Here is a 13,269-nt window from a genome sequence, read left to right as displayed (position 1 = left end):
CGGGATAGCCTGAAGCATGGAAACGAAAGCCAATTACGCCATCGTCGGTTTCTTCACCGTTCTCGTGATGGCCGCCGCTTTCGGCTTCGTCTACTGGATGTCGCAATATGGCCGGAGCGGCGACATGGCGCAGCTCGCCATCCGCATTCCGGGCTCCGCCAACGGTCTGAGCATCGGTTCGCCCGTGCGTTTCAACGGCATCCCGGTGGGCTCCGTGCGCAGCCTCGCCATCGATGCCGACGACCCGCGCTTTTCCGTCGCCATGACGGAAGTTGCGACAAGTGCGCCGGTCAAGCAATCGACTTCGGCCGTGCTCGAAGTGCAGGGCCTGACGGGGGCGGCCTATATCGAACTGTCAGGTGGCGATGCCGGCGCCGATAATATTCTCCAGAAGGCCTTCGATACAGAGACGGCTGCCGTTCTCCAGGCAGAGCAGTCGAGCGTCACCAACATCCTGTCGACTGCTGACAAGATCCTGAAGCGCGCCGATGCCGCCATCACCGACATCCAGGGTTTTGTCGCCGATGCGCGCGGACCGCTGACCAAGACCATCAACAATGCCGAGCAGTTCTCCGATTCGCTTGCCCGCAACGGCAAGAATATCGATGAGTTCCTGAAGAGCGTTGGCGGCCTGTCGGAAACCTTCCGCAATCTCTCCGGCCGACTGGATTCGACGCTTGCTTCGGTCGATGACCTCATCAAGGCCGTCGATCCCAGGAAGGTCGAGGACTTCGTCGGCAATGTCGACAAGATCAGCAAGGACATCGCGGCGGCCTCCGGTGACGTGAAGGCGACGGTCGAAGGGTTCCGCAAGACGGCGGAAACCTTCGATACCTTTGGCAAAAATGCCAATGCGGCGCTCGACAAGGTCGATACGCTGATTGCCGCGGTCGACACGCAGAAGGTTTCGGGCGCGATCGACAACATTTCGGTGGCAAGCGCCGATGCTCGCAAGGCGATCGCCTCCGTCACGGGGGTGGCAAACCGCATCGGCGAGCGCGAGGGAGATATCGACCAGATCATCACCGACGTGCAGCAGATGACCAAGAAGCTGAACGCGGCCTCCACCCGCGTCGATGGCGTGCTCGCCAAGCTCGACGGCTTCCTGGGTGAAGGCGACTCCGAATCGCTCTTTGCCGAGGCCAAGGCCACGCTGCAATCGATCAAGCAGGCGGCCGATACGCTGAACGGCCGCATCGGCCCGATTGCCGATGGCCTCCAGCGCTTCTCCGGCTCGGGCCTGCGCGATGTCGAGGCGCTCGTGCTGGATACGCGCCGGACGATCCAGAACCTCGACAGCGCGATATCAGGCTTCGAGCGTGATCCGCAGCGCCTGCTGTTCGGTGGCGAGACGGTGAAACAGTATGACGGCCGCACGCGGCGCTAAAGCAATTCCAGCAAAAGTGCGACGCGGTTTTGCGGCTGGAATTGCGCAAAACAGATAGAGTATTTCGCGATTTGAAGAAAATCGGAAATGCTGTGGGTTTTAGGTGTGGCTCTATTTCCACAATGGTACTTCGGATGTTTGGGACGTGAATTTGTCCGGTATCGCAGCCGTGACTTGTTGTTGTGCCGCTGCTAGACATTGAGTCTGTGGCTTAGAGGACGAGATGACAGTATCGGGTATCGAGTTGTTGCGGAACGGAACGGCGGCGCGCGCTGCCCTGATCGTGGTTCTGGCGGCAACGCTTGCCGGCTGCGGCAGCAAGGCGGCGAACAACGATACGTTCAGCCTTTCGGCCCTGAGTGCCGTCGAAGGCCCGTCCGCAAAGAGCCGTCAGCTTCTTGTGCCGCAGCCTTCCGCCTTGAAGGCGCTCGACAGCGAGCAGATCGTCATTCGCCCGACGCCGTCCGAGATCCAGTATCTCGCCAAGGCGCAGTGGAGCGACAGCCTGAGCAAGATGGTGCAGTCGAAGCTCGTCCAGGCCTTCGAAAACACCGGTCGTCTCGGCGGTGTCGGCATGCCGGGGCAGGGCCTTGCGATCGACTACCAGCTCGTCACCGATATCAGATCCTTCGAGGTGCAGGCCGCGGGTGCGGATACCGCCGTTGTGGAAATTTCGGCCAAGCTGCTCAATGATCGCAATGGCACGGTGCGGTCGCAAAAAGTGTTTCGTGCGACGGTGCCAGTCAGCGGCACGGGCAACCCGGCTTTCGTGAAGGCGCTCGATGCTGCCTTTGCGCGCGTGACAGCCGATATCGTCGGCTGGACGCTCTCCACGATCTGATTTTTCGGATTTAGAAGCCTCTCATCACCTTGCAGGCACTTCTCTCCGCAGGCGGAGGGAAGGAGAGGATGCCTGATTTTCATAAAGTCTGACGATGCGACAGGAAGAAACCGTCGTACCCTTTTCCTTCTCCCCGCAAACGGGGAGAAGATAGTTGGCAGGCCGGAGGAGGGCGACCTGTGCCGCCCCCTTGCCTGATCAGGCGTCGGCGACGCCCTGGATGGCCGATACCTTCCATTCACCACCGTTGCGGCGCAGGAATGTCCAGATTTCGACGGCTTCCGTCAGATTGTCCGGATCACCGGACTCCAGTTTGCCGGTCGAGCGGTCGCGCATCACGTCAATGCTCTCATAGCGCATCGCGACGGTCGCATAGTCATCCGACCCTTCGCGCCAGGATTCTGCGACGTCGCCCTGCACGAGATGGATATCCTTGACCTCGTTCCTCAGACCCTGGGTGGCGTTGTCGCTCAGTTCCTCGGCGAGATAGGACATTGCTTCCGGCGTCGTGATCTGGCGCAGCGTGCGGAAGTCTTCCGCCGCATAGGCTGCCTGCAATTCCTTCAGCATGCTTTCGAACTGTTCCAGGTCCGTCTGCTGGATGCCGATTTCATCACTGTTTTTCGGTTGGACAGCCGCCTGCCGGTTGCCGCCGCCGATGCGCGGGATCTCGAAGTCGGAGGCGCCGCCCTGATAGGCGCTGCGCGCCTGACTATTGCCGGCATAGGCCGGTGCATTGCGCTGCGCGAACATGCGCCGCAGGAAGAAGAACAGGCCGGCGATCAGCGCCACCTGCAGGATGAGGCCGAGGAAACCGATGCCGCCGCCGAGGCCGGAGCCGAGAAGCATGCCGACGAGGCCGCCAAGCATCAGGCCGCCGAGCAACCTGCCGCCAAAGCCGCCGAACAGGCCGGGGCGCTGGTTCGCGGCCGTCGTGTTGCGGCCCGCGGAGGGCTGCGCCGACTGCTGGCGCGTCATGGTGCGGTCGATCGGCTGGGCCTCCGTCGGCGATGTGCGCGTCGTCGAGGGTGTGGTGAACGTGCGGGTGCCGCGGCTGCCGAAACCGCCGCCGGCACGGCGCGCTTCGGCGACGTCAACCACCGTGACGATTGTCATCAGCGCGATCGCCAGCGTTGCCAGCACACGCCCAAATCCCTGTATAAAAATCATATTTTCGTCTCTCTTCCCCTTGGCACCTTCAAGGTGCGTCGAGACGCATATAGAGGCAGCGCACGCGGATTATAAGGTTTTGGCGCGGGGAAATGGCGTGGAGGCCTCACATCTGCGTTATCGGCGCGTTATCACAGCAAAACGGCCGCCCGAGGGGCGGCCGTCGCTGTTTTCGATCTCGTTTGCGCTTAGCTGAAGCGGCCTGCCGCGTGGGCCAGCATGGTGTAGACCTTGCCGGTATCCGAGGTGAGGTAGGTTTGCGTCATCACCTTGTCGCGGTCGTTGCGGGCGACATCGGCAAGCAGCTTTTCAAAGTCCGAGATGTAGCGGTCGACCGCTGTGCGGAATTCCGGCTCGCGCTCGTACTTGCGCTTGATCTCGTCGAAGGTCTGCTGGCCCTTCAGCGTGTAGAGGCGCCGTGTGAAGACGTCACGCTCGCCGCGCTGGTAGCGCCGCCACAGGTCGACCGAGGCATCGTGATCGATGGCGCGGGCGATATCGACGGAGAGCGAGTTCAGCGATTCCACGACGTGGCGCGGGTTGCGCGCATCGGCCGGGCGGGCGGCCTGGGCCTCGCCGCGCGGTTGGGCGAACTGCGCTTCCTCGCGCGAGACGGCGCCGCGCAGGAGATCGCGCATCCAGCCGCCTTCGCCCGATGTCTTGGCTTCGGCTTCGGCGGGCAGGGGCTGTGCACGCTGCGGCACGGTGGCGCTTGCTGCCCGTTCGAGGCCGAGGCTGCCGCGCAACGCGGCCGGCTCTTCGCGGCGCGGCTCGACGGCGCGGGTTTCCTGCACAGGCTGCTGCTGTACCACGGGCTGCTGGACGGCCGGGCGGGAGACTTCCAGCGCCGAGGAAGACTTGCCGATGATGTCGGAAAGATCCTGCAGCGCCTTGATCTGCTCGCTGACGGCGCGGCGCATCTGGGCGGCGTTTTCCTTGGCTTCTTCCGGAAGGTCGAAGGCACCGCGCTTCAGTTCGCCGCGGGTCTGGTCGAGTTCCTTGCGGATTTCGCTTGCGGCACGGCGGATTTCCTCCGTGGCGCCGGAGAACTTGCCAATGGCTTCCTCGACGGCCTCGCGCATGGATTCGCGCATGACGGTCGTGGCAGCTTCGGATTTCTTGCCGGATTCCGTGAGAAGGCGGTCGACATCCGAGAGCGAGGCGCCGACGCTGCCGCGCAGACGGTTCGCAACTTCCTTGGTCCGCTCTTCGGCGCGCGTGAAGGCGCCTTCGACGGACGCGCCTGCTTCCTCGCCTGCCTTGACCAGCGAGTCCCGAAGGGTCGTGGCGGCTGCCTCCGCACGCTTCTCGGTCTCGCCCAGGATGCGACCGACTTCGGCAAACGAGCTCTGGATACCGCCGCGCAGGTTTCCTGCGATCAGGCCGGAGCGCTCTTCGGCGCGCGTGAAGACGCCTTCGACCATGCCTTCGAGCGACTGCATGGTCTTCTCGATCTCTTCCGAGCGCTGGACGAGGCCGATGGAGAGCGAACGCAGCGCGTCCTGGCGCTCTTCCAGCGTCGAGACAAGGTTCGACTGGGCGGCGGCGAGCAGATCGGAGGCCTGCGACAGGATCTTCGAGTGATCCTCGAAGCGGCCGACGATACCGCCGATCTGCGAGAGCGTGCCGGCCGAAATGTCGGACAGGCGGTCAACCTTGCCTTCGAGCAGACGCGACGTGGTGGCGACCATGTCGGCTGCGCGCTCGGCGGAGGTGGTGAAACGCTCCGACGTGCTGGTGAGGCGGCCATCGATGGCGCCGAGCGTCTGGCTGGCGGAATCGACCAGGCCGGCAATGGCGCCATTGCTTTCGGAGAGGCGGGCGATCAGGCCCTCGACATTGGCGGCGAGGCCGTTTTCGATATCGCGCATCGCGCCGGCCGCTTCTTCCGTGCGGTTGGAGATCGCGGCCAACGTATCGGCCGTGCGGGCGGAGATGGCATTGATCAGCGCGGCATTCTCGTTGCGCAGGCGGTCGGCGCTTTCGCGGGCGACGCCGCTGATGTTTTCGGCCGTCTCGCGACCAACCCCGCTGATACGCTCGGCAGCCTCGCGGCCGACGCCTGTGATGCGCTCGACAGCCTCGCGGCCAACTGCGGCATAGTCGTCGATGACCGGACGAGCTTCCTCGTTGATGAGGCGCGACAGCTCTTCGGTGCGGCTCGCCAGCATGGAGTTGAGTTCACGCGTGCGTTCGTCGAGGGTCGAACGAATGGAGGCACCGCGTGCTTCGAGAGCCTTTTCGACGTCACCGAGGCCCGTGCGCAGCGACTGCGCCTGGCTTGCGAGACGGTTCTCGGTTTCTGCAAACCGGGCGACGGCGGACGACGTTGTCTCATCGACCGAGCGGGTGAAGGCTTCGTTGCGGATCGAGAGGTTTTCGGCGAAGTCTTCGCCGGTCTTGGCGATATTCTCCGCGACACGCTGGGCTTCGACACCCATTTCCTGCGCTGCGCGGGAAACGGCGCCGCGCAGCGAGCTCGACAGATGGGCGAACTCCTCGCCGGTCTTCGCAAGCGACTGGGCGGAGCGGATCGCTTCGGCATCCATGTCCTGGGCGGCCTGGGAGACGGCGTCGCGCAGGGTCTGGGCAAGGCCCGCGGCCTTCCCGTCGATCGTGCGATTGACGCTGTCGAGGCCTATGGTGAGGGCGCGGTCCATCGTGCCGAGACGTTCTTCGATGCGGCCGGTCTTCTCGTCGATGGTCGCAGCGATACGCTCGGAGGCTTCGGTGGACACACGCTCGATATCCCCGGCACGCAGCGTGAGCGTACCGTCAATCCGGTCGGTCGCTTCGCCGGCAAGGCGGGCGATTTCCCCGGCATGTCCCGTCAGCGCGCCTTCGAGACGCTCCGTGGCGGCGCCGGCGACGCGTTCGATTTCGGCCGCGCGGCCGGAAAGCGTCGTGTCGATGCGCTGGGTCGCGTCGCCCGTGATGCGTTCGATCTCGGCGGCCCGGCCCGACAGTACGTTGTCGATACGCTCCGCGGTATCGCTGGTAACACGTTCCAGTTCGGAGGCGCGGCTCGAAAGCGTATCGCCGATGCGCTGGGCGACGTCACCGGCGATCCGTTCGATCTCGGAGGCCCGACCGGAGAGCAGGTTGTCGATACGCTGGGCGCTTTCGCCGGCGGCACGCTCTATTTCGGTAGCACGGCCCGTGAGTGCGGTGTCGATGCGCTGGGCGGCGTTGTCGGCGATCAGCTCGATTTCAAGCGTGCGGCCGGTCAACGTGTTGTCGAGGCGCTCGGCGGCTTCCGTGGTGACGCGCTCGATGTCGTTGAGACGGCCGGAAAGCGCGCCTTCGATGCGTTCGGCTGCATCCGCGCTGACGCGCTCGATATCGCCAACGCGGCCGGCAAGGGCGGCTGCGATGCGCGCCGTCGTTTCGTCGCCGATGCGATCGACTTCGGCGATCGGGCGGGAGAGCGCGTCGGAGACGCGCAGCGACACGTCGCCGCCGACCCGCTCGAGATCGCTGAGGCGCTCGGAAAGCGTATCGGAAATGCGCGACGCGGCGGTATCGACGATGCCGGAGACGTTGTCGACGCTGTGCTCGATGCGGGCTTCCAGCTTGCCGAGGTTTTCTTCAAGGCGGCTCCCCGTCGTGTCGAAACGGGTTGCCACGCTGTCGACTGTGGTTTCCATGCGGGCACCGAAAGCATCGGCGGCTTCGGCGATCTTCGCGGAGGTCTCGCTCAGGCGCTCGGCCACGGCACCGGCGCTTTCACGCACGCGATGATCGAGAAGGGCGGCGCTGCCGTCGATGGTGCGACGGAGTGTTTCCTCGTGCTGCTCCAGAGACATTTCCAGCATACCGGCCGAGGTGGCGATCGAGGTGCCGATATTGGTGGCCTGCTCGTTCAGCGTTTCGGTGAGCTGGTTCCTGCCGTCGGTGATGGCGACATTGATCGCATTGATGCGGTCGTCGAGCGTCGCGCGGATCTGCTCGTGGGTATTGACGAGCGAGCCGGCAAGCTGCGAAGCGCGGCCGGACAGGGCCTCGGCGATCTCGGCGGCGCGGCCGGAGAAGGCATCGGCAAATTCTGCGGCCTGACCATGCAGGACGCCGCCGAGCTCGCGGCTGCCTTCGGTGAGCACGGTCTCGACGCGGCTTGCGGCGGCATCGATGGACGACTGCATCGAACCGGCGCTGTTCGACAGCACCGAGGTGAGATTTGCGGTGCGCCCCGTGATGACCTCGTCGATCTGGCGGGCAGCGCCCGTCAGCGCCGTTTCGACACGATCCGCGGCGGAGCCGACCGACTGTTCAAGCTGGCTGCCGGTTTCGTTCAGCATGGCGGAGAGCGCGGCCGTGCGTTCGGTCAGGGCACTGTCGAGGCGGTTGTGGCTTGCCGCGATGGTCGAGGTGATTTCGTCGGCGCGGGCGCCAAGCGCTTCCTCCATGCGCGCCTGGGCGGCCTGGATGTCGGTGGCGATTGCCGTGCCGCGATTGTCGAGCGCTTCCGTCAGGCGACGTTCGCTGCCCGAAATGCTCTCGGCCAGCGCATCCGCGCGGGCGCCAAAACCGCTTTCGATGCGGTTCTGTACTTCCGAGAGGCCGCCCAGCAGGGTCGCCGACTTCTCGGAGAGAACCGCGCCGACGCGCTCATGCGCGCCGCTGACGGCGTTGTTGATGGCGTCGGCATGACCGGAAACGGCGCTTTCGAGCACTTCCTGGCTGGTGGCGAGCGTCGTGGCCAGCGCGAAGGACTGGTCGGTGAGCGTGTTGCCGAGGCGATCGATGCTTGAGGTGAGCAGGCCATCGATGGCATCGCGACCGCTGGCGACCGTCTCATTGATGCGGCCGAGGCTTTCCATCAGCTTCGAGTCGAGCGAGCCGGCGCGCTGGTCGAAGGCCTGGGCGAATTCTTCCACGCGGTTGTCGAAGGCGCTGGCGATCTGGCCGACCGTCGTCTGCATGCGCTCGTCGAAGAAGCCGGAGCGCAGATCGAGATCCATGACCGTGTCGTCGGCGGCATTCTTAAGGCTCTGGCGGAACTGCGCGCCCTTTTCATCGAGCGCGGCATTCATCGACTGCAGAACCTGATCGAGACCGTTGGTGACGGCGTGCTGGCCGACCGAAAGGCTTTCGCTGATCTCGCGGGTGCGGGCGATCAGGGTCTCGTTGAGCTGCTTGGCGCGCTCGTTGAGCGCCGCGTTCAGCTTTTCCGTGTTGGTGTCGAGCGAGGTCGCGCGCGTCTCGAACTGCTGGAGCAGGTCTCGGCCGCGGGAATCGAGGCTCTTCGTCAGATGGTCGAGGCGGGTGTCGAACTCGTTGGCAAGGGCGAGGCCGGAGGACGACAACGTCGAGAGCAGGCTGTCCGTGCGGGCCGAAAGCATCGCGCCGATCGTCTGCGTCGCGCTGTCGGACTTTTCCATCAGCATGGCGGCGCGGGTGTCGAGCATCGAGGCGAAGGCCTCGCCGGAGGTCGCAAGGCGCTGGGTGATGTTGTCGCCGGCGCTGGCGAGCTCGTCTTTCAGCTGCTCATGGGCGCCGGAAATCGAGGAGCGGATACGCTCGGCATGGCTGACGATGGCTTCGCGCTCGGAACCGAGTTCCTGCACGAGCGTGCGTACGCGCATTTCATTGTCGGTATAGCTGCGCTCGAGCGCGTTGACTTCCGAATGCACGAGGGTCTCAAGCTCGGTGGCGCGCGCGATCGTGCGCTCGATGCCTTCGTTCATCGCGGAAACTTCACGACGAACGGCCTGGCCGACGCTCATGATGCGGTCGCTGGCGACGGTTTCCGGCTCCGAAAGGCGAAGGGCGACTTCGGCCATGGAGCGGGCGGCGCTACGCAATTCATGGGCGCGCGAGATCATGATCGCGAAGGCGAAGAACAGCATGATCGGCATGACGATGGCGACGACCATGCCGATGGCGCCGGGAAGCGCCACGAGGTCGGCGACGGATCGGATCTGCCAGATCTGCGGCGCATAGAGAAGGTTGGCAATGCCGACACCGCCGATGACCCAGAGGATGGAGGCGAGCACGGCCATGCGGATCGATGAGCGGCTGGTGCGCACGTCAAGCGACTTCAGGATCGCCGCGGGCGACTTGCGCGATCCATCGTTTGCGGGCGTGAAGGCGGGCGTCTTCGGCGCGGGCTCTGGAGCCAAGTTGCGCGGCGTGTCGCCCGTGGCGGGGCGGTTTGCCGACTTTTCCTGCGCCTTGCTCGAAACACCGGCTGCTGGTTCAGACACGCGCGCCTCCGATGTATCCTTCTTAGAAGGCGTCTCCGGCGCCAGATCGTCGAAATCGATCTTGAGCGCTTCTTCCAATGCCTGGAAGGCCTTTTCGTCGATCGACTCGTTGGACTTGTTCGTCGCCATGCGGTTACGCCTCGTTACTATTCTCCGGGACGGGTTTCGTACGCGCTGCCGCTGCTCAGGCGTATTCGAACCGTCCGGTTGGTGGCCGGTCTTGCTGCTTACCCTCATGGCAAGCAGCGTCCAGGCCGCCGTTCATTCCAAATTCGCTCGATAACCCGGAACACGGGAGTATTGTATCTCCGCGCACGGCTTATCCACCGGGACTATCCCGGTCGTATCGTAGTGACACATTAGCCTGTATCACACAATTGATTGCCATCTCCCTTAGCTTGAAACTTAACAGGAAGTTAACGAAGGAGGCTTTTGTATCGTGATGGAATATCTAGGAAAACGGCAATTTTTCAGCCGTTAACCATAGTTTGCGATTCATGCCCATTTTGCGCCGTCTTTTAATCGGATAGCCGCGCCGGCCACGCAGAATGGTGTCTCATGACCCTGCCGGATCGCGGGACAGGTTTCCCGGTCGCATCCGGCCCTGCGTGCATCACAACGAAACAAGCGTGCGTAGCGTAACGAGGATATTGGCAAATGGCAGCGCTCAACATCGCCTTCGAGGCTCCCGACAATGCAGGCGGCATGTGTCCCTCCAATGGTCGGCCGATCGATCTGGTGCATCTGGCTCGCCAGACCATGGGCGACAAGGCCCTCGAACTCGAGGTGCTGCAGATGTTCGCGCGCCAGGCGCGCGAAAGCATGAAGGAGCTGGCAGCAAGCGAAGGCGCCGTGCGCTCCGCCGTTGCCCACCGTCTCAAGGGTTCGGCGCAGTCCGTCGGTGCAGACGCGATCGCCAAGGCCGCCGGGGCGCTCGAAGAGAACCCGGCCAATGCGATTGCGCTTGCCGGTGTTACCGCCGCCGTCGTCGAGGCGGAGAATTTCATCCTCAAGCTCTGCCGCTGATCGTCGAAGTGGGCGGCACTCGTGCCGCGGCGCGGCGGGACAAGCCGAAGACGCGTCCGGACCTGCAAGGGTAGGCCGGGCGCGCGATGTTGACTGGGAAGGGGTTTTGTTGGAAACAACCGGCGGAAAACCGGTGTTCTGGAAAATTCCTTCGCCGGCCGTTCATTCGTCCGCTTCGGGCAGCCTTTGAGAATCCGGAAACCATCATGAGCAAACTCACCATCGTCGCCTTTGACGGCACGCGCCACGACCTCGATGTCGCCAATGGCTCCACCGTCATGGAAAACGCCGTTCGCAATTCCGTGCCCGGTATCGAGGCGGAGTGTGGCGGCGCCTGCGCCTGCGCGACCTGTCATGTCTATGTCGATGATGCCTGGAGCGCCACCGTCGGCCCGCCGGAGGCAATGGAAGAGGATATGCTGGACTTCGCCTACGAAGTGCGCCCCACCTCGCGCCTCTCCTGTCAGATCAAGATGTCGGATGCGCTCGACGGGCTCGTGGTTCACGTGCCGGAACGCCAGGCCTGACATCATCCTGCAATGGTGGAATTTCGCGGCGACATCCCCGGTGTCGCCTGCCGACCCGTGCGCTTCATCGCGGCGATTTCTCGCCGATGAATATGCAGCATCGTCTTCGTGGCCGAAGAAGAAATTCGGCCGACTGAGAGTTTTGCAAGAATAGACAGGCAAAAAAAGAGCCTCGCCGGTCGATCAAGACGAGCGAGGCCAGGAGGGCGCATCGCAGCGAGGAGAGGGAGGAGACACCTGCTGCTTTGATAGGGACGCGCCAGGAGAACCTGTTACAAACCGTTTCATGCAACTGCGGGGAGGAAATTCCTCTTCCCGTTCACTGTTGATATGAAAGTACGGTGATTTGCGGAATTGCGCTATCGCTAAAACTAACCAGTCATTTCATGCATGAAATGCGCATCGAGCCTTGGTGCGGTCCGATTCCATTCACTCTTTTTCAGGAAATACATGGTTGCCGCGCAGGCTTATTCGGCCTGGCTCTTCAGCCGGTGCGTGAGCAGACGCATCATGCGATCGTTGAAGCTTTTCGATTCGACCTTGTCGAAGCGGGCCTGGTCGGCATCGTGCTTCGAAACGGCATCTGCCGTCGCCCTGTCGACGCGGGCCTGCATGCGTTCGCAATCGCTTTCGGGTCGCAGGGCCTTCAACGTCTTCTCGAGCGCACGGGCGTGGCTGCGGGCGATTTCGGCATGGCGTTCCTCGTGGCGCTTGATGTCGGCCGACAGCGTATCCCAGATGAGGGCGAGCGAAGGGGTGGCGCGCTTGCGGTTCTTCCAGCGCGGCAGGACGATCTGGGTGGAGAGCGTCACCTTGGCGTCGCCGACGGCACATTTTTCACCACGGCGCACATAGGTGACCGATCCGCCCCATTTGATCCGTGTGGCGCCCGGATGCCGCGAGCCGGAGTGCTTCATCATCGGTCCGCGTTTGGACAATTCCTCGTCAAGTTCCGCGGCAGTGCGCCCGCCGACGGAGAAATAGGCGAAGGATTTCGAGGTGATCGTCTCTGCGCTGGCCGGTTGGAGCGGGGCGGAGACGATGGCGGCAAGGGCCATCAGGCGAGCGATGGTCTTCATTCTAAGCAGCATTCCTTTCGCCATCGGGGATCGCCCGACGCAGTGCCGGCCAGGGGCCGGTTGAACTTCCCTTAAGCTTGGGGCATAGGCTCGGCGAGCGCAACACCCTTTCCAGAACGCTGGTTAATCGCGAAGGAAGCCGCCATGGTCTCGCCATTTGATCCCTTCCGCTGGGCGCTCGCGCATGGGCGACATCTGGAGCTCGGCCCGCGCGGCATTTTGATGGCAATCGTCAACGTTACCCCCGATTCCTTTTCGGACGGTGGGCAATTCGACGGCGCCGATGCGGCGCTGGCTCAGGCGATCCTGTGTCTGGAGCAGGGTGCCGAAATCATCGATATCGGCGGAGAATCCACCCGACCGGGCGCGGCAGCGGTGACGGCAGCAGAGGAGCAGGACCGTATCCTGCCCGTCATCGAGGCGCTTGCCGGTTCGACCGAGGCCATCATCTCCGTCGATACCTACAGGGCCGAGACGGCGCGGCTTGCCGTTCTTGCCGGCGCGCATATCGTCAACGACGTGCACGGCTTGCAGCGCGAGCCCGACATCGCCCGTGTGGCGGCGGAGACCGGAGCGGGGCTGTGCATCATGCATACCGGCCGCGATCGGCAGAAGATGCCTGATGTGGTCGAGGATCAGTATCTTTTCCTCGGTCGCTCGCTGGACATTGCCCGCGAGGCGGGGGTGGAGCGGCAGGCCATGGTGCTCGATCCCGGCTTCGGCTTTGCCAAGGATACGGACGAGAATCTCGAACTGATGGCGCGTTTCGGCGAGCTCTATGGCTTCGGCCTGCCCATTCTCGCCGGAACCTCGCGCAAACGCTTCCTTGGAGCCGTCACGGGTCGCGAAGCGGCGGAGCGCGATACCGGCACCGCCGCGACGACGGCGCTGCTGCGTGTCGCAGGTGCGGCGGTGTTTCGGGTGCACGATGTCGCAATCAACAGGGATGCGCTTGCGGTTGCGGATGCTATGCTGGACACGAAGCGCAAGGTGAAGGCGCGCGAAGAACGTGCCTGACCACAGCCAGACAGGA

General features: G+C 63.7%; 8 protein-coding genes. 5 read left to right on the top strand and 3 right to left on the bottom strand.

Features of this window, described 5'->3' with window-relative positions; translation table 11 throughout:
- The first annotated feature begins 16 nt into the window (after window positions 1–16).
- Together MUU55_RS02150 and MUU55_RS02145 are read left to right on the top strand one after the other, a co-directional pair.
- Entirely contained in the window at window positions 17–1,387 is a 1,371-nt protein-coding gene (locus MUU55_RS02150) for an MlaD family protein (protein WP_244759117.1), read from the top strand.
- A 223-nt stretch (window positions 1,388–1,610) separates the two neighbouring features.
- Complete coding sequence (locus MUU55_RS02145) at window positions 1,611–2,228, top strand: ABC-type transport auxiliary lipoprotein family protein (protein WP_244759116.1); 618 nt, start codon at window positions 1,611–1,613, stop codon at window positions 2,226–2,228.
- Between the two features lie 198 nt (window positions 2,229–2,426).
- On the opposite strand, the gene MUU55_RS02140 is transcribed toward MUU55_RS02145, so the two are convergent.
- Both MUU55_RS02140 and MUU55_RS02135 read right to left on the bottom strand, forming a co-directional pair.
- Window positions 2,427–3,398 (bottom strand): Tim44 domain-containing protein, encoded by a 972-nt coding sequence (locus MUU55_RS02140; RefSeq protein ID WP_244759115.1) that lies wholly within the window; start codon window positions 3,396–3,398, stop codon window positions 2,427–2,429.
- A gap of 188 nt (window positions 3,399–3,586) precedes the next feature.
- Complete coding sequence (locus tag MUU55_RS02135) at window positions 3,587–9,733, bottom strand: apolipoprotein A-IV repeat region-like domain-containing protein (RefSeq protein WP_244759114.1); 6,147 nt, start codon at window positions 9,731–9,733, stop codon at window positions 3,587–3,589.
- A 528-nt stretch (window positions 9,734–10,261) separates the two neighbouring features.
- Between MUU55_RS02135 and MUU55_RS02130 the strand changes: the two genes are divergently transcribed.
- Both MUU55_RS02130 and MUU55_RS02125 read left to right on the top strand, forming a co-directional pair.
- Window positions 10,262–10,630: an Hpt domain-containing protein gene (locus MUU55_RS02130; protein WP_244759113.1), complete on the top strand. Its 369-nt coding sequence runs from the start codon at window positions 10,262–10,264 to the stop codon at window positions 10,628–10,630.
- Window positions 10,631–10,836: 206 nt separating this feature from the next.
- Complete coding sequence (locus tag MUU55_RS02125; RefSeq protein ID WP_244759112.1) at window positions 10,837–11,157, top strand: 2Fe-2S iron-sulfur cluster-binding protein; 321 nt, start codon at window positions 10,837–10,839, stop codon at window positions 11,155–11,157.
- A gap of 467 nt (window positions 11,158–11,624) precedes the next feature.
- On the opposite strand, the gene MUU55_RS02120 is transcribed toward MUU55_RS02125, so the two are convergent.
- Window positions 11,625–12,245: a DUF922 domain-containing Zn-dependent protease gene (locus MUU55_RS02120; protein ID WP_425314143.1), complete on the bottom strand. Its 621-nt coding sequence runs from the start codon at window positions 12,243–12,245 to the stop codon at window positions 11,625–11,627.
- A gap of 135 nt (window positions 12,246–12,380) precedes the next feature.
- Between MUU55_RS02120 and folP the strand changes: the two genes are divergently transcribed.
- Window positions 12,381–13,253 carry a dihydropteroate synthase gene (gene folP / locus MUU55_RS02115; protein ID WP_244759110.1) on the top strand — a complete coding sequence of 291 codons (873 nt, stop codon included), beginning with the start codon at window positions 12,381–12,383 and terminating at the stop codon, window positions 13,251–13,253.
- Window positions 13,254–13,269: the final 16 nt, after the last annotated feature.

Source organism: Shinella curvata, from assembly GCF_022899935.1.
GTDB lineage: Bacteria > Pseudomonadota > Alphaproteobacteria > Rhizobiales > Rhizobiaceae > Shinella > Shinella curvata.
This window is presented reverse-complemented; position numbering and strand designations above follow the sequence as displayed.